This window comes from Paenibacillus sp. y28 (assembly GCF_037137075.1).
Lineage (GTDB): Bacteria > Bacillota > Bacilli > Paenibacillales > NBRC-103111 > JBBBNV01.
In genome coordinates this window covers 122178-144458 of sequence record NZ_JBBBNV010000001.1, presented here as the reverse complement: position 1 = coordinate 144458, position 22281 = coordinate 122178, and the positions used below count along the sequence as shown (strand labels likewise).

Genomic DNA, 22281 nt, shown 5'->3' with positions numbered 1-22281 from the left:
CTCCTGATTGGAATATAGTAAGCTATAAATCAAGGAGGCGATTGCACAATGCCTGTTAAACATGGTGCCGGGTACATCGAGCGAATCAACCGAAACTTGCCGGATGTCCGAATGGCAGGCGAGCGGCTCGAAGGGGTAATTTCGGAGCATAAAGCCTTCAAGGGACTGATGGCCACCCAAGCCTCCATGTATGATATGCAGTTGGAGAGCGGCTGGGCGGCGAAGCTATCGTATACATCGCCCTTGACCGGCGATCCGGTGGGGCTTTCCTTCAAGCAGCCTAAGACGAAAAAGGATCTTGCTGCCAGAAGAGAGATGATGCAGGTGTGGGCCTACCGGCATCACGGCTTTCTGGGCCGCAGCCCCGATTATATGAATACCGTCTTGATGGCCTTTGCCGCTGCAGCAGGGCTGCTGGACGAAGCTTATCCCCAATACGCCGCTAATTTGAGGCGGTATTATGACTACTGCCGGGAACAGGACATTACACTCTCGCACGTGTTTATTCAGCCGAAAGCAGGCCGGATGTCGTCCTTTTTGCAAACGTTTGAGGAGCCCGAAGCGGCGAGGGTCATCGACAGGAATAAGGACGGCATCGTGGTCCGGGGCGCTTTTTTGCTGGATACTCAAGGGGCGACGGCGGATGAAGTTTTAGTGTTTCCCCAGCCGTTTCCATCGTTAAGTATGGAGGACAGCGAATATACGTTTGCTTTTGCGGTACCGAGCAATCTTGCAGGGGTCCGGTTTGTATGCCGGGAGAGCTTTGTCGGCGGAGAGTCCGCCTATAACTATCCGCTCAGCTCCCGGTTCGAGGAGATGGATACGCTGGTCATATTCGAAGATGCGCTGGTCCCGTGGGACCGGGTATTCCTGCTTGGAGATGAGAGACTGGCGTTCCGGCTCGTTGAAGAAAGCCGCTTCCATACGCATGCCAGTGTACAAATAATGTGCAAAAATATCGCCAAAACGGAGTTTCTGCTTGGGACGCTAGAGCTGATGATTGAGGCGGCCGGGCTGGATAGCCATGATCATGTTATTGAAAAAGTAACGGAGATTATCGTCACGCTGGAAACGCTCAAGGCCCTGCAGCTGGCGGCCGAGAAGGGTGCCGCTGCTGACCGCTGGGGAAGCATGCTGCCCGATCGCAAGCCGTTGCTGGCGGCCAACGCTTATTTTCCCCGGATTTACCCCCGCATGATTGAGATCATTCAATTGATTGGCGGTAGCGGCCTGATCATGATCCCGGAGGATTCGGACTTCGCTGGAGCGATTGGCGGTCAATTGAACCGTTATCTCAAAGGCATCGGACTGGATGCCCAAAAAAATGTACAGCTGTCCCGGCTCGCATGGGAGCTGAGCGTAAGTGCATTCGGCGGCAGGCAGACCGTATACGAGCGATTTTTTTTCGGCAATGCCTCTACAGTGAACAGCCGTCTGTATAAGGGGTATCCAGGCAGAGAAACGTTTAAAAACCGCGTTAGGGATTTTCTATCCTGATTCGGATCGCGACTACCGGGATGCACGTCCGCCCGGTTATCGGCATGGGACAAGCTAAAAACAGGCAGCAAAGCCTAGCAGGGGAATGGCATCATGAATGGCATCATGTTTCTCCCATTCATATACATATTCACAAAACTCGTATTTTATACATATGTCAACAATTTATATCCCCATCCGGTTCACATGGCTTAACGAACTCCTTATTGGATTCTGCCCAGGAAATCGCTTCAACTGCAGGAATACCGATTACCTTATTGTTTCTTTTCAACGATCGTTTGCTCCAGGTGTAAAAGGACTCTTCTTTCTTCAATTGACCGATACACTCATAAAGCTTAACGATCATTTCCTCCAAGATGTCCATAGCATCCGCTTCATTCCTCATGTAGGAATAAGCTAGCCCGATAATACGCGTTTTTTTCTGCTAAAATCAATTGCAGTAAGGCTTCCTTGTCCCCCTTTTTTGCTTTCTTAACCACGTTTACTACATCCATGTCTTCACCTCTCTTCACTAAGAGCCTTGGACAATCCAAAAGGTTCATTCCGTCATAAAAATAAAAACTGCGATGCTCGCGGTAAACTTCGATTGATACTCTCCTCTGGTTATAGACAGCTGCGCGGCGCAAAGCAAAAAGAACCGCTATTCAAGCGGTTCTGAAACTTCTCCTGCCTTGTTATCCGGCATCGTAAGTCATGCCCACACGGTCGTTGTTGCCAGCGGCAAGCGATAGGTTGGATGTCCCTCAGCCGCTGCTTTACCGATGGAGATTAGCATGACAGGCTGATAGCGCTCCTCATCAAGACCAAACGTGCTGGCAATCTTCGATTTATCATAGCCGCCCATCGGATTGGTATCATAACCATGCGAGCGCGCAACCAGCATCAGCTGCATGGAGGCAAGTCCAGCGTCAATCAAATTAATGCTGCTCAGCTCGCCTTTGGAGAGGCTGTCGAGTTGCGGCTTGAAATTGTTTAGCATCATCTCGCCAATCTCCTGTGGCATATAGCCTAGCTCAACGGATTTGGCAGTAATTTCATTCATATAATCTACGTTTTGTAAATCAATAAAAACAGCGATAACGGCAGCAGAGGTTTCCACCTGCGATTTATTGTAAGGAGCAAGCGGAGCAAGCTTGGCCTTGCCCTCCTCCGTGTCAATCACCAGAAAACGCCATGGCTGCAGGTTAACCGAGGATGGAGCCCGGGAAGCCTTGTCCAATATTTCCGCCAATTCCTCCCTGGTGATTTTTACGTTGGAGTCATACTTCTTAACAGATCGGCGACCGAATACAATCTCATTAAAGTCATTGGTTTGTTGAACGTTTCCCATGGTCTTAGCTCCTCTTGGCTTTCATTTTTTTTGATTTATAGATTGTTGTGCTTACGATTTTCCTTTAGCCAGCTCTTTTATGATTTCGCTTAACGCATCTTTGAGTGGTGTCGCCGGACGTCCGAGTAGCCGCTGCAAATCCGAGCTTTCCATTTCTAACGCTCCTCGGCCAATTTCAACCTGCATGTGAACAAGAATCGGAACAAACGCGTCAGGAATTCCGGATTGAGCAAGCATTTGACCATATTCTTCCGGTTGAAAATATTGTAATTGAACTTCTTGTTGAGTCACCTCTGCAAAAATATCGGCCAGCTCTTTTTGAGTCAATGGTTCCCCGGAGAGTTCATACACCGAATTCTCATGCCCTGGCCCTGTCAACACGCGAGCTGCTGCTTCAGCGTAATCTCGTCTTGAGGCCCAACCGGCTTTTCCTTGTGACGAAGCTATAATCCAGGGCATCCCGTTCAGAACAGCTTGAAACGTATTCACTTCGTTCTCCAAGTACCAGTTATTTCGAAGAATGGAATACGCAAGTCCGGATGTCGCAATGGCTTCCTCCGTCATGCGATGGTCCTGAAAAGGTTCCACTGTAGTGTAGGTAGCCTTAGGCGCACTGGTGTAGGCGATGAAGGTTACATTGGCAGCTTGAGCTGCACGAACAGCAGTTAAATGCTGTGCTGTACGCTTCTGAACATCATCACTGGAGATGATGAACAATCGATCTATACCTGTGAAGGCAGTGACTAGAGAATCATAGTCATTGAAATTTCCATAACGTACATCAATCCCTTTGTCCTGCAGATGAACTGCTTTTTGGGGGTCACGTACACTTACAGCAATGGTGTCTGAAGGGACGATTTTCAATAATTCATCTACAACCAATGAGCCCAATTTTCCTGTTGCGCCAGTTACTAATATTTTCATCGATATTCCCATTCCTTTCACTTCGCTTCAGGCACAAAACAGAATGAAATCCGGTCGGTACCTTGTACGATTTTTGTGCTACGCTTAGCCGGCTATTTCCGGTAGAAAGCTCCTCTGCATGGCTTTATATTAACTGCACAGGAAGATATTCCACAAGTAGGCACAATTAATAAACATAGTAACCATAAGTATACCTGTACGTTGTGGCCGAGAGTTCTTGCCGCATACGTGCCGCGTTTTTTCTTTTCTGCGAGCGGGTTATTCAGGTTATAATAGAACTATCATTTTTAGAGCGGGAGGTGTAAATAATGTCATTGAATTGTCAGGATGAGGTCGAAGCTACACTCGAAGTTTTAGTGGGCAAATGGAAGCTTATTATTTTGTCGCATATAGCATTAAATAAAACCATGAGATTTGGTGAATTCCAAAAGTGTATTCCGGATATTACCAAAAAAATGCTAAGCTCTCAACTCAGGGATTTGGAGTATCATGGAATAATTAGCAGGAAAGTATACAATCAAATGCCATTAAAAGTGGAGTATGCAATTACGGAGTACGGGGAAAGTCTGAAACCCATTTTAGATACACTTGTTCATTGGGGCAGACATCATATCGAATATTTGAATCGTCAAGAAAAGAAAGTCTTGGACAGCAGCGGATGAACTCTCCTTCGTTGTAGATATCTTAATCTGGCAGACGGCATCTGGACTGACACCTTGGCTTCTTCAGCAGCTGTCAGTCCGGATGCCGTCTGATATGTCCCGGTGAACGTATGGCTGTGTATTGTCTTTATAGCGTGTGGGCATTTATAATCGCATCCGCCACCAATTGTCCCGACAAAGTTACCATGGGAGTTCCGCCACCCGGATGCGAGGTTCCTCCAGTGAACCATAACCCCTTCACATCAGCCTGGTTTCCTGGTCTGGCAAAGGTTTGACGAGCGGAATTGGAAGAAATCCCATAAATCGCACCCCGATAAGCCGAAGCTTGTTCCTCAAGCTGATCCGGTGTGAAACTATCCGAGACCTCCGCATTCCGAATGAAATCCTTTAAGCCGAAGGATTCAAGCTTTTTCCATAGCTTCATTTGATAAGCATCTGCCATCTCTCCCCAATGAACCTGAGGGGATGTATAGGGCGCGTTAGCCAGAATAAAGAGGTTACTCCCCCCTCCAGGCGCCATTCCGCTCTCTGAATACCCCGAATGACAGATATAAATTGCCGGGTCCTCAGCGGGGCAGCCTTTTCTAAAGATGTCCTCAAATTCACTTCCATAAGACTCAGGATAAAAGACGGTATGATGCAGCAGCTGCTCATACGTTTGCTTGCTCCCAACCAACGAAACGAAGCCCGAAAGCGAAGGCTCATAGTTGGAAATACGGGCATTGCTCATGCTGGGCCGATCGGATTCCTGAAGCAAATCACGACAAACGGACAAAACATCTCCATTCGCAACGATAATATCTGCCTCAGCATCTCCATCCCTTGTCATAACACCCGTAACCCGTCCATGGGAGCATATCATTCGTTCGACGCGAACTCCTGTGCGAATATGAACCCCTAATTCCGATGCCAGCCGTGAGAACGCCTCAACGATGGCATAAGTGCCTCCCTGTACGCCATATACCCCCATTTGCAATTCCAAATGAGCCAGCATGGCAAAAATCGCAGGCGCCCGACTCGGTGCTGACCCGACATAGGTGGCATAGCGACCAAATAAAGCCAGAGTATAGGGATGTCTAAAATAACGACGCAACAACCGATCCAGGGTCAGCCACGGTCGAATTCGCAGCAGGCCCGCGAGAAGGCGCCAATCCGCTTTATCCCGCCAAGACAGCAGAAGTCGATTCATAAACAGCCGATCCGCGAGTTGATAGAGTGCGGCCGATTCTTTCATAAATGAGCGCAACTGCTTGGCATCTTCTGGACTATATATGGCAATCTGGGCCTCCATTTTTTCCAGATCGGGCGAGGATTCTACCATGATTCCATCCTGAAAATAGTTTCTTGTCCCGTTTGTGATCGGATACATGGTAAGATAATCCTCCATCCGTCGATTCACACGGGTAAAAACCTGCCGGAAAACATGCGGCATCGTAATGGTACTCGGCCCGCGATCAAACAAATATCCACCATCAAGTGCAATGCGCTGCAGCTTGCCCCCTAGTGCAGCCTGCTGCTCCAGAACCGTAACCGAGTATCCGGCGTACGCCAATCGGATTGCCGCCGACAACCCGCCTAGCCCGCCTCCGATGACGATGACCTTCTTCAAGAGTACTTCCTCCCTTTCCACTCATAGCCCTGCTCTCTAAGGCTGGCCCGCCAGGATGATACCGCAATAGCAGACAGCATAACTATACTCGCAGGTAAACAGAAGCCCAGCCACCAAGGCTGTTTGTTCTTATGATCAATGATTGCTTTGATCCCCGCCCCAACCAAATAACAAAGCAAACTGGGAAGCAGAACGCCAGATAGCCATGACACAGCGTATGAAAACAATGGTGCTGTCAGGCTAATCAGCAGGAATATTGGCGGAACGAGATATAACAGCCCATACGCTGCCAGCACAACACCCAAGAGCAGCGCGCTTCGGCCTAATCCCGCAAATATATTTTTCTTATACCCGTTCCATACCCCGGCTGCATCGTGATACATTCGCATGGTGACGTGGGAGCAAACATCAGCCAGGGTAACAGGATGCCCCGCTTTCTTGACAGCCCGGGCCAGCTCCATATCATCGACAAGCTGTCCCTTGAAGCTGGCATGTCCCCCCGTCGCCCGATAGCTCTCCGCAGAAATTAGCAGAAAAGCGCCATGAGCAGCAACGAACCTGGGATCTGCCGACTGCCGTACGAACCGTATCGGCAGGTGGCAGGCGATGGAGAAGCTCATCATTGGAACAACGAGCTTCTCCATCCATGTGCCGGTTTCCTGTAAGGGGAAGCCGGTCACAAGCCCTTGCCCCTGCGCAAGCGCGGTGTCCAGTGCGGCTCCAAGCGCCTTCGGCAGAAGACGCGCATCGGCGTCAAGGAAGAGCCACCAATCGCCGCGAGCAGCTTCGGCGAGCTGGTGGCACGCGTGCGACTTGCCGAGCCAGCCGGGCGGGAGTGCAGCTCCGGACAGAATACGCACGCGGGGATCACCGGCGGCAGCGTCCTGTGCAACGTCCGCTGTGCCGTCAGTGGAGCCGTCGTCTAGCACCAGCACCTCCAAGTGCGGGGACGGATCCACTAAGACAGAGTGCAAGCAGGCTGCAATGTTCGCCGCTTCATCGCGAGCCGGGATTAGAATGGAGAGCCGCGGCCTCGCTGCGACTTCCGTCTGCTTCCTATCCCCCTCATGCTTCGCATTGCCATCAAGCCAGGCTCTCCCCCTCCCGTTTCCACCTAACAAGGGAAGCTGCGAAAGATTCCAAGTAACGAAAAAGAGCTGCAGTATCAAGGCTGCAGCTATCGCCCAAAGAACGATGTCCATTTGGCCACCCCATTCCTCCATGCATCAAACCGTTCATTTATAGAACGTCTAGTGGGAATAAGCGATTTTGCTCCAGTCAGCCTGTCACCAGACGCTACAATCACAAGCTGCCGATGCGCGTCTAATTGACGTTCCAATTTCGATTGAAGCACATTCGATATATGCCTTCGATCGACTTGCAGCTCATTATCCAGCATGGGAGGGCCACACATTAAGCTAACCTCCGCCTTCTGGTGTAAGCCCAGTGAATAGTAAGCTGTTACCGGCTGCACGATAACCTCAGGGTTGCGCCTCAACAGATAGCCCAGGCCGCTTTGAAATTGGAGAGGACGCTGCTCCAAGGGCTTAATGTCGCCTTGAGGGAACAGCCAAATCCCATGCCCCGATTTTAATAACTGCTCACTATACTGGAGGGACTCCCTTATACCGTGTGTAGACGTTTTGTCAATGGAGAAGGCCCCTATTTTACGAAAAAAGCGATAGCGGGACATCTGCGCTTCATCCATCATCATAAAATGCTCTCGACTCGAAGCTCGCATAACAGCATGGAAGACGATAAGTCCATCCCACCAGGAGCTGTGATTCATCATATAAATAACAGGCTGGCCTGGCGGGGCAGGGTCCAGCTCTCCGATCAGCTCGATCCCATGAAAATAACGCTGAAGCAAATACTTCTCATTATAGTGACGAAACAGCCATTTAAACCATCGGCTTGTATCCGCTACGATCAAATCGCAGGCCTCCTTCAGCCATCGCAATACCCGCCAGCGCGATTAAACCAGGGATTACAAGACCTTCCTTCACAGCTAGCAGCCCGAACATAAGCAGCATGGCTTGAAGTAGACGAACACATGCAAGCTGTGTTTTCCTTGTCACTGCTTCCACAGGAAATAATAACGAGAGCAGGGCAGCAATGAAAAACCAGCTAATAAAATTAGATGCCGGGACCCCATAAAAGAAGCCCGGCTCCTGCCACAACCAGAATTCCCTGGCAAACGCCACCGGATCGAGTACCAAGTCAAATACAACGGTACAGCCTCCCGTGTACAAGGCGCGAAGCCAGCGATTGGTCGTTGATAACATACGAACAACCGTGATCAGGATGCCAATCCATGCGCAAGGAATTCCAAAGGGAACGCCTCCTGCAGCAAAGCCTAACACATCTGTGTATACGTAGGAGCCAAAGGGCCAGCCATATTTGACACCAATCCATTCAATCCCGTAGGTGAACACGCCTACCAGGAGAATAGGCAGCATGGTTGACCACCGCGCTTCTCCTGGATTAAATTGTAAACTGAGAGCATACAGTACAAAGAAAACAAGAAATAGACCATTGGAAAAAGAGAGCCATTCTGGAACGCCACTTGTCAGCATAAGAAGAAGTCCGATGCCGTACCATAGGAAAAACACGCGCCGGATCATAGAGATACCACAGCGTCTTCACTCGTATCCAAAAGAACGGCATATTTGGCTTTGATCGCACCATACAACTTCAGCTTCCGTAAGTTGCTGACCACAGCTCGCTGGGTAAACACTTGATAATCGAATGCCTTCACTTCATCAAGAATCGCCGCATAGAAGTTGGCGGCTAGCTCCACCGCAAGCATACTCTGCGGCGGGTAGGTTTCGATTCCCTTCATTCCAAGCGCAAACCAGCTGCGCGCCAGCTCATCCAGCTCCTGTATCAGACTTCGAAATCGTTCGTCAAGGGTACCATTCAGGAAGTCTTGCTCGCTATAGCCATGACGATCAAGTAAATCGAGCGGTAAGTAGCGGCGCCCCCGGCCCTGATCTTCACCGACATCACGGACAATATTGACAATCTGCATAGCTTTGCCCAGCCAGATACCCGCTTCAACAATATGCTGATCGGGAGCATCATGCAGGACAGGCAGCAGCATTTGGCCGACTGTTCCCGCAACAAGATAGCAGTATTCCTCTAACTGCTCCATCGATTCATAATGCGTCTGGACCAAATCACGGCGTTGCCCCTCCATCTGCTTGAAAAACGGCGCTTTTGTTACAGGAAATGTCTGAAGCAGCCATCGCAGCGAAGGCCAGATAAAATGTCCCTCCGCCTGGTCTAAATCGGTAAACGCACGTTCAATCTCATCAATCGTATAGGGTGAACGATCCGGCTCATCCACGGCATCGTCAATCATCCGGCAAAAGGCATAAATGACATAAACCGCTTCTCTTTTTGGATTTGGCAAATGACTAAATGCATGATAAAACGAAGAGGAACCTTTCCGGATCATCGCTTCACATTGAGTTAGACAGACAGCAAGCTCCATAGCGTCACTCCTCCTCCTCATTTAACAAATAATTGGCTAGCAGCTTAGCTCCTTGCATGACAATAGGGATTCCGCCTCCCGGATGTATCGATGCTCCAACGGCATACAAGCCTTCAATACGGGAAGGAACCATTTGGGGGCGGAACAAGGCGGATTGATCCAAGGTTGGCGCGATCCCGAAGCTGCCTCCTTGATAGAGACCATCCGCCTCCGCATCCTGTGGCGATCGGACTTCCTTCCACTTCATTGCTTCCTTCAGCCCGGGAAAGCCCCGCTTCTCAGCTTCATGAAGGACATGGTCCACAAATGCAGGAAGCTCAGCCTCCCAATCTACGGAGCCTACAGGCGGCGCAGGGGCCAGAATATACATCACGCTTTCACCTGGAGGGGCTGCATCATCATCGATAGCGCATGGATAAAAAACATAGAACGACGGGTCCTCTGGAAGCTGACCCTTCCTAAATATTTCTTTTAACCCGCGAGTCAGATCTTCCGGAAGGAAGAACTGATGGGCTGCTGCTTGCGGCCAGCGCTTTTGAAGACCCAAATAAATTAGAACCGTTCCTGACGAAGGCTTATACGTTCTTGAAGGCAGCTTCACTTTGGGCAACAGCTTGCCTAGATGCGGGAAATCCCCGTTAAAAACAACCGCTTCATGCCGATATTCGGCTTCATCAGCTGTTTTTACACCGATACAGCGTCCTTTTTCCGTCATGATGCCTTCGATAGACGTGCTTTTACGCAAAGCAACGCCTCTCTTCTCCAGTTCAGCTTCCAGGATCGAGACCAAGCGGGCATACCCTCCCTTGACATACCAGATTCCAAACGCATGCTCGGCATAAGGGAGAAGGGTATATAAGCCAGGAGATTGAAACGGCGCTCCACCAATGTATAGAGTTTGTAAAGAGAAGGCATCCTGCAGCTTCTCACTCCGAAAATAGCGGGCTGCAAACGCACGGACATTGCTGTAGGCCTTCAGTTTGGTTAAAAGTGATACGTTGCGGAGCGTATAGAAATCACGCTTGCGCAAGAAGGCCTTCTCCAGAAAAGCCGCCCGGCCTTGGATAAACGCATCCTCCATATCCCTCATATAGCGATTGAAGCCCTCCACGTCCTCGGGAAACCGTCGATTCAATTCTTCGACCTGCTTCTGCCTGTTCCGCCATTTGTGCAGCACCGTGCCATCTGCATAATGAATGCGGTACAGCGGATCGCACTCGATCAGAGGGATGCGCGAGCGATCAATTCCCGCTTCCTCCAAAATTCCGAGCAGCATCTCAGGCAATAGGACCATCGTCGGTCCCTGATCGATCCGGTATCCGCCGCCTTCTTGGTAAGCTAATCGTCCGCCTAAATCATTCTTGCGCTCGTAAATGGTCACTTTCTTGCCCTGCTTCGTTAGCAACAGGGCTGCTGTAAGACTGCCGATACCACTGCCGACAAAGGCTACTTCCATTTGGCTACCTCCATCTGCTTGGTGACGTCGGTTGGCGCTACGCCGACCCGGATGCGTTCCGAGCGATCCTGGGCCATTAACAATCGTGAAGAAATGCGAGCCGATTCGAAGATCGTCGGGAGTCCGCTGCCTGGATGCGTGCCTCCGCCAACAAGCCAGCAATTCGCTACTTCCTCGAAGCGATTGTGAGGCCTAAGCAGCATCATTTGATCTAACGTATGCGCGAGATTAAAGGTAGCGCCTTCATATACATCATATTGATTCCGCCAATCCAAAGGCGTAATCAGCATTTCCTCCTCAATATTCCCGGACAAGCCAGCCAGCTCAGGCTCTTTCTCCATCCGGGCCAGCATGGCTTCCTTCACACGGCATGCTTGCTCCTCCCAGTTCAGATCAGCAGTCAAATTCGGAACCGGCATAAGCGCATACAGCGCAGTTTTCCCATCGGGAGCAAGCGACGGGTCATGAATACCCGGGTTATGAATATACAGGGATGCGTCCTGGGACAGCACCTTTTTGGTCATCATCTCATGCACATTTTCCCGATAATCATCAGCGAATAAAATGGTATGATGGGGCATCTGAATCTCTTGATTCACCCCCAGATACATCATAAAGGTTGAACAGGAATATTTCTTTTTCGCGAGCCTGGCGGGAGTGAATTTTTTAAGCTCTCCCGGCTCAAATAACTGATTCATTGCGTTTGCAAAATCCGCGTTAATGATGACATGATCGGCTTCCATTCGTTCGCCGTTATCCAGCAGCACGCCAACGGCCTTCCCGTTTTTGCAAAGCACTCGTTTCACGCCGCAGGAGGTTTCAATAGTCCCCCCATACTCCCCAATTACTTTCGCCATCGCTTCACAGATTCGATTCACACCGCCTATCGGATGAAAAAGGCCAAATTTATGCTCGAGATAAGCTAAAATGGTGAACGTGCCCGGGCACTCCCAGGGTGACATCCCTAAATATTTGGCTTGAAACGTAAAGGCATATTTCAATCGTTCATCTGTAAAATAGCGGGACAACCGATCGTAGACGCTTCCAAAAGCATTCAAGCGCGGCAACGCCAGCATCACATCACGAGACACATAGTCGCTTAGCTTACTGAAGGGTCTTTGCAGCAAGGGAGCTACACGGTTAAATTTCTTTTCTTCTTCCTGCATGAAACGTAAATAGCCCTGGCCATTGCCGGGAAAAAGCGCTTCGATACGCTCCACCATCTCCTGCTCACTCCGCGTTGGCGAGAAATGCACCTCGCCAAATTGCAGCCGATACAATGGATCGAGTTCAACAAGCTCGACGTAATCATACAAGGATCGATTCACGGCTTGAAACATCTCTTCAAGCAAATGAGGCATCATGAAAAAGGTCGGACCGCGATCAAAGCGATACTCACCAAGCTGGATACGCGAGGTACGACCGCCAATATAAGACTGCTTCTCATAAACCGTCACCTGGTAACCATTTGCAGAAAGCTCCATTGCAGCGGCTAAACCACCCGGCCCTGCACCGATTACAGCAATTTTACCTGATTTCATTCTGACGCTCCCTTACTGGAACAAGGAAATTATACAAACCTTATACAATAATAATACATAGCCGATAATTAACTGTCCAGTACATTTTCTACAAAACGTCATTCTTACACATCCAGCATCAAATCCTCAAACCACTTCTCCCATTGCTCCTGGCTGTTACCGTCAAGAACACAGGCTGCATAGGTATCCGGAACATCCTGAAACCCTTGCCCTCCAAGAACGACCTGCAGCTCCGGGTTTCTCCCCCGTAAGCGATCGATAAAAGCAAAGGTTGCTTGCATTAAATTAGGATCCGTCAAGGAGATGCAGATGACCCGGATGCGCTGCTCCTCTATAATCTTCTGGATGCCCTCCTCAGGTGTGTCGGGACCCAGATACAGCACATCCGCGCCTTTTTTACGTAAAAATAATGCAAACCAAAGAAGTCCTGCTTGATGATGCTCGCCTGCAGGACACAGGGCAAGCATGCGCGGGACGCGAGCGTCCACCGGAAATAGGTGAAAGAAGCTTAAACAGCGCTGGATAACAAATTGTGTGGCAAAATGCTCCTGTGCAACGGAAGCGCGCCCGGCCTCCCATTCTGTTCCTACTTTGATCATGACGGAGAATAAGATGTGATAAATCATCCTGTCGTAGCCATACATAGAAAAGCCCAGATCCATCAATGTCTTTGCTTGCTCTGTACGGAAGTTGATCAAGCTCTCATATAAACGGTCTACCACCGCCTGATGCGATTGGTTGACAGCGTCTTCGACCGTTTCCGTCTGTGCCTCACCCAAGCGCTCCCTCAGCTTCTGCTGCTCCTTCAGTATTCGAACAGCCTGTGAAATCGACAGCCCTTTCTCATCCGTCTGAGATTTGAGAAAACGAAGATCCTCCATGTTCTGATCACTAAACAAGCGGTAGCCTGACTCTGTTCGCGTAGGCTTAATCGCTCCGTACCTGGTTTCCCAAGCCCTGATCGTAACAGCCGGGATTCCCAGCAGCTCCGAGGCTTGTCTGATTGTGTACATCATGCCATTCCACTCTTTACTGTTAATTTTGTGCTATCCAACATCTTCAACAGTACAAACCTGAATCTTCAACCTTTTGCATTCGTTATACAATAATTATACAATGGTGTATATAGTTTTGTCAGCTAACTCCTTTTGACACGAATGTAAAGGGGAAGGAGTATATGAAGATAAGGAGAGAATACGTATGAACGGTACTGTCGGCAGCCGGAAACGATGGAAGCTAAAGAGGATACTTCTGTCAAGCGTTGTCATTGTTATCTTGCTGATCGGAGCTAGCTGGATAAGCTACAGATGGTTGGTGTATTCCCCTGCCGAACGCGCCGCGGCCAGCATGATAAGCGACATGAACGTTAGGGTGAATGAGGCCGGTGACAGCTTTGTGTTCGAACCAACTGGAACTGTCCGGAGCCTGTCTGTTATATTCTACCCCGGAGCACTTGTAGCACCTGAGAGCTACTCGCCTTGGGCGAGGGAACTGGCAGCTAATGGTTTCCGCGTCTATATGGTTAGAATGCCTTTTGATTTAGCGGTGTTGGGTTCGAACAAGGCCGATGCCATCATAGCCGCTCATCCCAATGAAGCGTTTGTCATTGGCGGTCATTCTCTAGGCGGCGCACTCGCGGCGCGGTATGCAGCAAGCCGTGCAGACAAGCTAAAGGGGATCTTTTTTATGGCGGCATACGCAGATGCGAAAGGAAGCCTTGCAGGTACAAGCCTGAAGGCGCTGCAGATGACGGGGAGCAAGGACGGGATTCTGAATTGGCAAACGTGGGAAGCCGGCAAGAGCCTCATGCCGAAGGATACGACCTACGTGTCCATTGAAGGAGGCAACCATGGGCAATTTGGTTCTTACGGTTATCAGCGCGGCGATAATCAAGCGAGGATTTCTGAAGAAGAACAGCACAAGCAAATGACACAAGCCTTGATCGCTTGGCTTGAAGGGATATCCTCCTGACGGGATATCCCTTCAATTATTTTCCATTCATACGCATCTGTAAGAAGCAATATACAGATTAACAGCTATTTAGAAGTAATTCCTAATTGACTCGCATTATATGTCAGAATAGCTTGAATGGTTTTCAGGCTGGAATCCGGATAGCTTCTCAGCTCCACTCTTTTGATATCCTTGGACATTTCCAAGAAACCTTGGCCCTGCGGCATATGCAGATTGTCCACAATTAAATCTGGCTTTAAAGCAGCAAGCTTCGCCAATTGGGTCGGTGTTAATTCGTCCGGACCGAACTCCCCGATGACTTCATACCCAAGCCACTTCACGAACGGTGTCATATACACTTGCGAGATCACTTTTTTCTTAGATACCTGGAGCTGCTTGGCGGACTGCTCCACTTCTTCTACAATCTTATCGAACTCTGCCTGCCACTGCGTTTGCTCGGCTTGTGTTCCCCATATTTCGGCCAGTTTTCTGGTGGCTGCTTTGTAGCCCTCCGGGGTATTGTCGATTTCGATAGTTGCAGCCCGATCCTGTGCTTCCCGGGATGCCTCCATTAGCTTAGACATGAAAGGCTCATAGCCCAAATACACGATATAGCTGTTTTTCACTTTAGCAACATCACTCGGACGATAATCGTATTCAGGAGGATGTCTAAGCTCGATTGGGGCAATATAAGTCACCTTTTTCGCTCCTGCAGCTTGAGCGATAACTGCCGTCAAGCTTGTAGAAGCTACGACCCCGTCTACCTGAGACAGGCTGAAGGGCTGATTTATAAGCTGTTGACCCGATGAGGCATGGTGACCTTGAGCCGTAGCGCCATGGGAATGTGAGCTTCCATTTGAATCGTTAGGTCCATGCTGTCCTTCACCTGTCTTCGAGTGCTTTTGCTCGGAATCGGGAGCTTTATTCGTCCCTGCGGTTTCTGCATGGTCAACAGCGGCGGCGGAGCCTTCCTTGTTATCCGAACCATTACAACCGGAAAGCGCGACAACGGCTCCAAGGGATAATGCGGCAAATGATGTCATCCATGTCTTCATTAAATTATGCATCCTTTTCTGTTTATAATGAGATATTCATAACTAACGTCTGCATATAAAAGCAACAATTAGTATCCCTACTCCGGTCATCGCTATGGTTGCGCCTGTAGGAAAATCGAGTGCAATGGATAACAATAAACCGCAACAAGTGGTGCACAGACCAAATAGAGACGTCCAGAGGAGTAATTGAACGAAGTTTCGGCTTACTCTCAGTGCAGCCATGGCTGGGAGCAGGATAATGGCATCAATCATGAGCGCGCCAACAATTTTCATCACAACTCCGATGGCCAGACCTGTTAAGAACAGGAGCACATTCTTAATTCCCTCAGTCGGAACACCCAGCCACTGTGCTTGAGTTTCATCATAGAACAGAAGCTGCAGCTCTCTGTAAAAGAATAGGTAAGCTATCAGGATAACTAAAGAAAGACCCGTCAGGATAATAAGATCAGACTGAGTTAGGGTCAATATACTTCCGGAGAACAAGCCAAACACATCCATGGCCGGGATTCCAGCTGTATAGAAGATTAGAAAAGCAACGGCTATCGCCCCTGTCATGAAAAAGGCGCCGATCAAGCCGGCATCCAGGTTTAGACGGCGAGAAAGCGGTCCAAGTAAAAGGGAACCCGCTACAATCCCGCCTATTGCGCCGGCAAGGGGAGTAGAACCAACGGTTAACCCGACAGCACCTCCTAGTAGTGCCATGTGCATGAGAGCAAAGCGGATCGTTGTCAAATTCAACATCACAATGACAATACCAAGAAGTGAGATGGCAGCGCCGGAAAGAACCGCAGCATAGAGTGCCTTCTGAAATACAGGAAGCTGGAAATACGCTCCTATCGTCATTGTTCCTTCTCCATTTCATGCTGCATCTGCCCGTACTTAAGTAACACGACGCGATCAGCGAATTGTTTGGCTTCTTGTCGCTGATGGGTGATTGTAATAACAGTGATTTGTTCCTTTGCCCGCAAATCCGCAAGTAAATGATTTAACATCTCACGTGATTCTTCATCCAGATAGCTTGTCGGCTCATCCAGAAGTAGGATACGCGGTTTACGTACCAAGGCTCTGGCAATATTCAAGCGCTGCTTCTGACCTCCGGAAAGCAGTCGGCAGTCTGTGCTTCTTAACGACATCAGACCTACCTGCTCAAGCAATTGTGCGGCTAACTCACGATCCTTTTTACCTGGACGACGGCCAAAGCCAAACGATTTCCCCCATCTGCCAAGCAAAACAGCCTCTTCGGCCGAAATCGGAAACCTTCCGGCCCCGTGTGTTTGCGGCACATACCCGATTTGAGATCGAGCCCATCGCTGGTCTTTCGCAGAACGGATCGTACGTCCCAGAATAGCAGTGCGTCCATGCTGCTGCGGGAGCAGCTGAAGAATAGCTTTAAAAAAGGTTGTTTTCCCCGAGCCATTTTCCCCAAGAACAGCAATGTACTCTCCGATCCTTGCTTGAAAAGACAACCCCTGCAAAATGGGGATATGATGGCTGTAGCCGCCGTAAACTTCAGTAAGCTCGATGGCCACTTCCGTACCGTCGCCAGGAAGAGTCATGATGTTCTTCACTCTCTTTCTTGATCAGCATGTATCGCGGTGTTGCAGTGTGCCACCATTATTTGTCAGGTGCAGTAAACCGGAAAATATAGGCTTGCTCGTAAGCATACTGCAGGTGATCGATTGTATGCCGATACCATTTTTTTGTTGGCGATAAGCTGACGAAGCCGCTTGGGATCATGCGGCGGATTCCGACCTGAAAGCCCGCTTTAAAAAAGGCATCTGCAACCGAATCAAGAGTATGCTCCTGCATAGGAATCGCGGCGTTACGGTTAATTCGTTCCCGTATTGCCGGCAAGCTCGGATTACCGGTATAATCGGCGAAAGTTGCGTAATAGACTCCGCCCGGCTTCAATGCCCTTCGAATTTGTAATGCGTGCTCTTCTAGATCCGGCAGCAAGTACATTACAGCCAGACTAAAAGCAAAATCAAATCGGCTTTCAAATTGCTCCGGCCTTGAAGTGGCGATGTATTGAATGGGCAGCTTACCTTTGCGGCTGTTTGCCACATCAATCGATTGACGGGCCAAATCTGTTCCGATGCCTTCCTTGAACGGTCTCAGCTCGTAAAGCAAACGTAAAAAACCGCCTTGATTACATCCGAAATCAAGCACGCTGCACTCCCTTAAATCCTCTTCGGGAATAAAACCGAGAACTCGCTTCCAATGAGGCACATGATCATCTTCCATACCTTGCTCTCCTTCGCCGTCGCACTTCCACCAAACGTCATACAGGGATTCCTTGTTCAACCATACTCCTCCTTGTCCATGGGATTATTGGGCACGCTTTGTTTTGGCTAATCCAATACAACCGGCCACAATGAATACCCCGCCTGCAATTGTGATCATATCAGGAACCTCTTCCCAAAACAGAAAACCGAATAAGGCATTAAGCAGCAGTCCAAAATAACTCACTACCTGAACCACGACAGCATTCTCATGAGTAAAGGCTTTCGTTAAAAATAACTGCCCCAGCAAGGAAACGATACCTATGACAAGCAGGTAGAGGCCTTCCACTGCATTGGGAATCACAAATCGGCCCCATACAAACGGTATAGACACCATCGTCGAGGACGCTAAGAAATAAAAGACGATTTCGTATGCCGGATGAGTTCTGCTCAAATAACGGATGGAGATGCTCGCCCCAGCGGCAAACAGCGCACTAAGCAGACCTACCGCAGCATAGACGGAATAGCTGGAATAGTGGTAAGGCTTTATCAGCAGGAGCGCGCCCAGGAAAAGAACTGGAATTAACATCAAAGTCCTGCGGGACAGCTTCTCCCTCAAAAAAAGGGCAGAAAGCATGATGACGAATATAGGTGACAGCTGGGCCAAAATACTGGCATCGGTCAAAGGAATTTTGGAAAGTGTGTAAAAATAGGCGAGCATATACATGCCCCCTAGCACACCTCGTAATGTAAGCATCGGAATTCCGCTTCTGGAAAATTCGACTCCGCTGCCCCGCATCAGTGCCAAGACAACAACCGTCCCGATTAGCCCCCGGAAAAAGGCAATTTCAGCGGCAGGAATGGAAGCACTCACTTCTTTAACAAGCGCATTCATCACACTAAAAACAAAAGAAGACAGTAAAGCAAGAAGAACACCGTTTCTCATGGGGCCTCCCCCAAGCGGCTCTATGACAGCAGGCTCTAATAAGATGCTTCATGAGTCGCAGCTAGTAGCAGTCTTGTATATTCGTGCCGTTCTTGGCTCCAAAGATGATCACTGAAAAAATGATCCAGAATTTGGCCTCCCCTCATAACTAGAATGCGGTTGCTCATTTGCTGTACAGCCGCAATATCATGAGAAATAAATAAATAGGACATGCCTAGCTCTTGCTGAAGCTGCTTCAGCAGCTGCAAGATTTGCGCCTGCATCATAACGTCCAGACTGGAGGTCGGTTCGTCGCAGATGAGCAGCTTCGGACGTAGACTAATGCCTCGGGCTATGGAGACACGCTGCTTCTGCCCACCGCTAAGCTGGTGCGGATAAAAATCCATATACTCGCGGCGCAATCCAACCATTTCCATTAAACGTGCGGCCGTTTCCCGTCGGGAATGGCGGACTTCCATTAGAAATGGCGGGACAACATCCGGGAAATTATCGAGCGGCTCCATAACGGAGCGCCATACCGGCAAACGATCGTTTAGCGAGGCGGCAGGGTCCTGAAAAACGACCTGAATATGCTGGCGAATGAACCGAAGAGACGGACCCTTCATGCCGATCATCGAAATCCCGTTCAAGCGGATATCCCCGCCATCCGGCTGCTCAAGACCCAGTAGCAGCCTGGCGACCGTACTTTTCCCGCTGCCGCTCTCGCCGACCAATCCCAAACACTCGCCTGCCCCGATTTGAAAGGAAACATTGCTCACTGCTGAAACGGTCTGTTTCAGTGTCCGATAGCTTTTGACAAGTCGTTCCGCGGTCAGTAATACTGACACCCCTCTCCCCCCTCCCTACCTTGCGGATAGAATAAGGCTCTTCTTTTGCCCAAAGGCCTGATCCGGCAGAGTTAAGCGCGGGCATGCATGGAGCAAGCTTCTGGTATACGCGTGAATCGGCTGTTCTCGAATCTGAGCCGTGGTCCCTATTTCCATCAGCTGCCCCTCCTTCATCACTGCAATTTGATCGGCGCGTTTCAAGACCTGGCGTAAATGATGAGAAATCAGCAAAATCGCACAGCCGGTCTGAGCTTGAAGCTCATCCATTAAATCCAGAACCTTCTCGCCTGTCAAAACATCCAATGCCGTGGTCGGTTCATCTGCGATCAATAAGGAGGGCTCGAGCATAAGCGCTGCCGCTAGTGCAATTCGCTGCCGTTGCCCGCCGCTAAGCTGGAAGGGATAGCTTTCATAGACTTGCTTAGGGGGCAGAGCGGTGCGTTCAAGCCAGGCCAGTACGATTTCCTTAGCTGCGCGGCGCGACAAGCCTTTGTTGTGCGTACGCAGCATCTCAATCAATTGATTCCCGATTCTAATAAACGGCGTGAAGCTTCCCTGATAGTTTTGAAATACCCAGCCGATGCGCTTTCCCCGTATTTGTTTCCACTTCTTCACCGGCCAGGTCTGCATATTTTCACCCTCTAAATAAATTACGCCAGCTTGAATCTGAAGAGATTTTGACAGTAAGCCGGCAATAGCGCAGGCTGTGACGCTTTTTCCGCTGCCGCTCTCACCGACCAGCGCAAGTGTCTCCCCCTTGTGAATCGTGAACGAGATATCGCTGACAAGTGTCCGGGTCTGATGCTGTATCGGTGTACTGACAGTCAACTCCTTCACCTGCAGGATCACCTGTTTTGCTTCACGAGCTGGAGCTACAGGGCCAGACTGGCGAAGAATCCCTTCTTTTTCCGGTTCGATTGCCATTTGGCGCCTCCTATTCCTATTTGCAGGATCACCCAAGTCGTTAGGAACGGTTCTTTACATCGAGACGATCTCTCAGCCCATCACTTAACAGATTGCTGGCTAATACAACGGCCAGTATACAAATACCGGGGTAAATCATAAGCTGCGGAGCTGCTTGAAAATAAGCGCGACCGTCACTAAGCATGGCTCCCCATTCCGGTATGGGCGGCTGAGTGCCTAATCCCAGGTACGACAGCGCAGAAATCAGCAGGATCGTCCGCCCTACATCCACTGCAGCCATAACAGCGAGAGGAGCAGCAAGTTGTCTGGAGAAATGACGTTTTATCAGTGCCCACAGCCCGCTTCCGGCGACGATTGAAGCCATCACATATTCCTTTTCTCTCTCCAGTAGAACGATACTGCGCACCATTCGGGCATAACCTATCCATTTTACACAGGAAATAGCCAGCATGACATTCAACAGGCCAGGCCCCAGGAATCCGGCTACGGCTATAGCGAGCAAAAATTCCGGCACAGCTCCCGCTCCATCTACAAGCCGCATTAGAAAGGCGTCTGTCCTGCCACCGAAGTAACCGGAGAAAAGTCCAACTGGAATCCCGATGACAGTGACTGCTAGAAGGATTAAACATGAAATGCCGATCGTAGCCTGAGAGCCCATCAGCAATCTGGAGAGAATGCAGCGGCCGAGATGATCTGTCCCGAGTGGATACTGCATACTCGGGGATAGAAGCCTATCCTGCATATTAATGAGCAGCGGGTCGTTAGGAACAAGCCACGGACTGAGCAGAGCTGCTGAAATAATGACCGCTGCGAGGCCCAAGCCAAAACAAATGATGGGTTTCCTCCTCAGCTCCCCCCGTTGATGATGGCCACGGAGTCCCTTGAAATCGGTACGGTTCAAGCGCGGCTCCCCTTTCCTAGACGGATTCTGGGGTCCAGCAAGCTTAAGCTAATGTCCGACAGCAGGTTCGCGATGACAATACACGCGCCGGTAAACAATACATAGCCTTGAATGACTGGGTAATTGCGTTGGCTAATGGCTTCCATAGCCATGCTGCCGAGGCCCGGCCAGCCAAATAACGTTTCGGTAACGACAGAGCCTGCCATCAAGCTGCCGATACTCATGCCAAGCATTGAAACGATAGGCAGCAGAGCAGCACGCAAACTGTGCCTTAGCAGTATGCTCCACTCGGAGACGCCACGCGCGCGCGCGGCTAAAATATAATCCTGAGACAATGTGTCAAGCAAGCCTGCCCGAAGTAAGCGGATGTACTCGGGAGCCATTACAAATCCAAGAGTCACCGAAGGCAGGATTAGATGACGAAAGTCACCGCCTCCCATCGTCGGAAGCCAGTTCAAATGAAACGAGAATACATAGATGAGCAGAAGGCCAAGCCAAAAGCTCGGTATAGAGGCGCCAAGCAGCGCCAATAAACGGCCTACATGATCCAGGAGGCGCCCCTGATACTTGACCGCAAGCAATCCGAAAGGGACAGAAAGCAGGAGGAGCACAACGAGAGCTCCCGCTGTTAAAGCAGCGCTGGCTGGTAAACGCTCGAGCAAGATGTCCCGAACCTCCCGATTGGTCGTGAAGGATTTGCCCAAATCAAGTCGCACCACGCCCAGAAACCAGCTTGCGTATTGCATGTAGACCGGCATATTCAGGCCAAGCTCTTCCCGAACCGCTTGATGCGCTTCTTGCGACACAGCTCCCTCGCTCGCTTTTAAAACAGCCAGCACCGGATCGCCCGGCGCCAGCTTCATCAGGAGGAATGTGACGATGCTCAATATCAGAAGAACGGAGATAAGCTGGATCAAGCGTGATCCGATATGCCCAAGCAT

At 49.9% G+C, this 22281-nt stretch carries 22 protein-coding genes and 1 pseudogene; 3 read left to right on the top strand and 20 right to left on the bottom strand.

What is annotated here, in order from left to right:
- The first annotated feature begins 48 nt into the window (after positions 1–48).
- Positions 49–1497: a 4-hydroxyphenylacetate 3-monooxygenase, oxygenase component gene (gene hpaB / locus WBG83_RS00590; protein ID WP_336741725.1), complete on the top strand. Its 1449-nt coding sequence runs from the start codon at positions 49–51 to the stop codon at positions 1495–1497.
- 247 nt (positions 1498–1744) lie between these two features.
- On the opposite strand, the pseudogene WBG83_RS00585 reads toward hpaB, so the two are convergent.
- From WBG83_RS00585 to WBG83_RS00575, 3 genes and pseudogenes are all read right to left on the bottom strand, one after another.
- A pseudogene (locus WBG83_RS00585) lies at positions 1745–1991 on the bottom strand (RNA polymerase sigma factor); the annotation flags it as partial.
- Positions 1992–2188: 197 nt separating this feature from the next.
- Positions 2189–2827 (bottom strand): nitroreductase family protein, encoded by a 639-nt coding sequence (locus tag WBG83_RS00580; RefSeq protein WP_336741724.1) that lies wholly within the window; start codon positions 2825–2827, stop codon positions 2189–2191.
- Positions 2828–2878: 51 nt separating this feature from the next.
- The gene (locus WBG83_RS00575; protein ID WP_336741722.1) at positions 2879–3751 is read right to left on the bottom strand and encodes an SDR family oxidoreductase; all 873 of its coding nucleotides are present in this window, start codon (positions 3749–3751) and stop codon (positions 2879–2881) included.
- A 308-nt stretch (positions 3752–4059) separates the two neighbouring features.
- Here WBG83_RS00575 and WBG83_RS00570 point away from each other — a divergent pair, with 308 nt between their 5' ends.
- Positions 4060–4413: a winged helix-turn-helix transcriptional regulator gene (locus WBG83_RS00570; RefSeq protein ID WP_336741720.1), complete on the top strand. Its 354-nt coding sequence runs from the start codon at positions 4060–4062 to the stop codon at positions 4411–4413.
- Between the two features lie 127 nt (positions 4414–4540).
- Here the strand turns inward: WBG83_RS00570 and WBG83_RS00565 are convergent, their stop codons facing one another.
- From WBG83_RS00565 to WBG83_RS00530, 8 genes are all read right to left on the bottom strand, one after another.
- Positions 4541–6022 (bottom strand): phytoene desaturase family protein, encoded by a 1482-nt coding sequence (locus WBG83_RS00565; RefSeq protein WP_336741718.1) that lies wholly within the window; start codon positions 6020–6022, stop codon positions 4541–4543.
- Positions 6019–7224, bottom strand: a complete 1206-nt coding sequence (locus WBG83_RS00560) for a glycosyltransferase (RefSeq protein ID WP_336741717.1) — start codon at positions 7222–7224, stop codon at positions 6019–6021. The genes WBG83_RS00565 and WBG83_RS00560 overlap by 4 nt, the downstream gene beginning before the upstream one ends.
- Positions 7200–7955 carry a lysophospholipid acyltransferase family protein gene (locus tag WBG83_RS00555; RefSeq protein ID WP_336741715.1) on the bottom strand — a complete coding sequence of 252 codons (756 nt, stop codon included), beginning with the start codon at positions 7953–7955 and terminating at the stop codon, positions 7200–7202. The genes WBG83_RS00560 and WBG83_RS00555 overlap by 25 nt, the downstream gene beginning before the upstream one ends.
- The gene (locus WBG83_RS00550) at positions 7924–8598 is read right to left on the bottom strand and encodes a carotenoid biosynthesis protein (RefSeq protein ID WP_336741713.1); all 675 of its coding nucleotides are present in this window, start codon (positions 8596–8598) and stop codon (positions 7924–7926) included. The genes WBG83_RS00555 and WBG83_RS00550 overlap by 32 nt, the downstream gene beginning before the upstream one ends.
- A 44-nt stretch (positions 8599–8642) precedes the next feature.
- Entirely contained in the window at positions 8643–9518 is an 876-nt protein-coding gene (locus tag WBG83_RS00545) for a phytoene/squalene synthase family protein (protein WP_336741712.1), read from the bottom strand.
- Between the two features lie 4 nt (positions 9519–9522).
- Positions 9523–10974, bottom strand: coding sequence for a phytoene desaturase family protein (locus WBG83_RS00540; protein WP_336741711.1), 1452 nt, complete (start codon positions 10972–10974; stop codon positions 9523–9525).
- A complete protein-coding gene (locus WBG83_RS00535) occupies positions 10965–12515 on the bottom strand; it encodes a phytoene desaturase family protein (protein ID WP_336741710.1) in 1551 nt (516 codons plus the stop codon). Before WBG83_RS00535 ends, WBG83_RS00540 begins: the two co-directional genes overlap by 10 nt.
- A gap of 104 nt (positions 12516–12619) precedes the next feature.
- Positions 12620–13531 (bottom strand): MerR family transcriptional regulator, encoded by a 912-nt coding sequence (locus WBG83_RS00530; protein WP_336741709.1) that lies wholly within the window; start codon positions 13529–13531, stop codon positions 12620–12622.
- Positions 13532–13715: 184 nt separating this feature from the next.
- Here WBG83_RS00530 and WBG83_RS00525 point away from each other — a divergent pair, with 184 nt between their 5' ends.
- The gene (locus WBG83_RS00525; protein ID WP_336741707.1) at positions 13716–14486 is read left to right on the top strand and encodes an alpha/beta fold hydrolase; all 771 of its coding nucleotides are present in this window, start codon (positions 13716–13718) and stop codon (positions 14484–14486) included.
- A 65-nt stretch (positions 14487–14551) separates the two neighbouring features.
- Here the strand turns inward: WBG83_RS00525 and WBG83_RS00520 are convergent, their stop codons facing one another.
- The 9 genes from WBG83_RS00520 to nikB are packed head-to-tail and all read right to left on the bottom strand — an operon-like array spanning position 14552 to position 22281.
- Positions 14552–15520, bottom strand: coding sequence for a hypothetical protein (locus WBG83_RS00520; RefSeq protein WP_336741705.1), 969 nt, complete (start codon positions 15518–15520; stop codon positions 14552–14554).
- A 42-nt stretch (positions 15521–15562) separates the two neighbouring features.
- Entirely contained in the window at positions 15563–16363 is an 801-nt protein-coding gene (locus tag WBG83_RS00515; protein ID WP_336741704.1) for a metal ABC transporter permease, read from the bottom strand.
- The gene (locus tag WBG83_RS00510) at positions 16360–17088 is read right to left on the bottom strand and encodes a metal ABC transporter ATP-binding protein (protein ID WP_336741702.1); all 729 of its coding nucleotides are present in this window, start codon (positions 17086–17088) and stop codon (positions 16360–16362) included. The genes WBG83_RS00515 and WBG83_RS00510 overlap by 4 nt, the downstream gene beginning before the upstream one ends.
- Before the next feature lie 46 nt (positions 17089–17134).
- Entirely contained in the window at positions 17135–17824 is a 690-nt protein-coding gene (locus WBG83_RS00505; protein ID WP_336741701.1) for a class I SAM-dependent methyltransferase, read from the bottom strand.
- Between the two features lie 24 nt (positions 17825–17848).
- Entirely contained in the window at positions 17849–18688 is an 840-nt protein-coding gene (locus WBG83_RS00500) for a DMT family transporter (RefSeq protein ID WP_336741698.1), read from the bottom strand.
- Positions 18689–18723: 35 nt separating this feature from the next.
- Entirely contained in the window at positions 18724–19515 is a 792-nt protein-coding gene (locus WBG83_RS00495; protein WP_336741696.1) for an ABC transporter ATP-binding protein, read from the bottom strand.
- Between the two features lie 15 nt (positions 19516–19530).
- Positions 19531–20439 carry an ABC transporter ATP-binding protein gene (locus WBG83_RS00490; RefSeq protein ID WP_336741695.1) on the bottom strand — a complete coding sequence of 303 codons (909 nt, stop codon included), beginning with the start codon at positions 20437–20439 and terminating at the stop codon, positions 19531–19533.
- A gap of 40 nt (positions 20440–20479) precedes the next feature.
- Positions 20480–21340: a nickel transporter permease gene (nikC, locus tag WBG83_RS00485; protein WP_336741693.1), complete on the bottom strand. Its 861-nt coding sequence runs from the start codon at positions 21338–21340 to the stop codon at positions 20480–20482.
- A complete protein-coding gene (nikB, locus tag WBG83_RS00480; protein ID WP_336741691.1) occupies positions 21337–22281 on the bottom strand; it encodes a nickel ABC transporter permease in 945 nt (314 codons plus the stop codon). The genes nikC and nikB overlap by 4 nt, the downstream gene beginning before the upstream one ends.

Bases quoted from the DNA above. Each gene is read 5' to 3' on its own strand.
- nikB (WP_336741691.1), bottom strand. From the start codon at position 22,281: ATGCTTGGGCATATCGGATCACGCTTGATCCAGCTTATCTCCGTTCTT.
- WBG83_RS00575 (WP_336741722.1), bottom strand. From the start codon at position 3,751: ATGAAAATATTAGTAACTGGCGCAACAGGAAAATTGGGCTCATTGGTT.
- WBG83_RS00515 (WP_336741704.1), bottom strand. From the start codon at position 16,363: ATGACGATAGGAGCGTATTTCCAGCTTCCTGTATTTCAGAAGGCACTC.
- WBG83_RS00520 (WP_336741705.1), bottom strand. From the start codon at position 15,520: ATGAAGACATGGATGACATCATTTGCCGCATTATCCCTTGGAGCCGTT.
- WBG83_RS00550 (WP_336741713.1), bottom strand. From the start codon at position 8,598: ATGCTGACAAGTGGCGTTCCAGAATGGCTCTCTTTTTCCAATGGTCTA.
- WBG83_RS00580 (WP_336741724.1), bottom strand. From the start codon at position 2,827: ATGGGAAACGTTCAACAAACCAATGACTTTAATGAGATTGTATTCGGT.
- hpaB (WP_336741725.1), top strand. From the start codon at position 49: ATGCCTGTTAAACATGGTGCCGGGTACATCGAGCGAATCAACCGAAAC.
- WBG83_RS00540 (WP_336741711.1), bottom strand. From the start codon at position 10,974: ATGGAAGTAGCCTTTGTCGGCAGTGGTATCGGCAGTCTTACAGCAGCC.
- WBG83_RS00570 (WP_336741720.1), top strand. From the start codon at position 4,060: ATGTCATTGAATTGTCAGGATGAGGTCGAAGCTACACTCGAAGTTTTA.
- WBG83_RS00545 (WP_336741712.1), bottom strand. From the start codon at position 9,518: ATGGAGCTTGCTGTCTGTCTAACTCAATGTGAAGCGATGATCCGGAAA.
- WBG83_RS00525 (WP_336741707.1), top strand. From the start codon at position 13,716: ATGAACGGTACTGTCGGCAGCCGGAAACGATGGAAGCTAAAGAGGATA.
- WBG83_RS00535 (WP_336741710.1), bottom strand. From the start codon at position 12,515: ATGAAATCAGGTAAAATTGCTGTAATCGGTGCAGGGCCGGGTGGTTTA.
- WBG83_RS00490 (WP_336741695.1), bottom strand. From the start codon at position 20,439: ATGGCAATCGAACCGGAAAAAGAAGGGATTCTTCGCCAGTCTGGCCCT.
- WBG83_RS00530 (WP_336741709.1), bottom strand. From the start codon at position 13,531: ATGATGTACACAATCAGACAAGCCTCGGAGCTGCTGGGAATCCCGGCT.
- WBG83_RS00560 (WP_336741717.1), bottom strand. From the start codon at position 7,224: ATGGACATCGTTCTTTGGGCGATAGCTGCAGCCTTGATACTGCAGCTC.
- WBG83_RS00500 (WP_336741698.1), bottom strand. From the start codon at position 18,688: ATGAGAAACGGTGTTCTTCTTGCTTTACTGTCTTCTTTTGTTTTTAGT.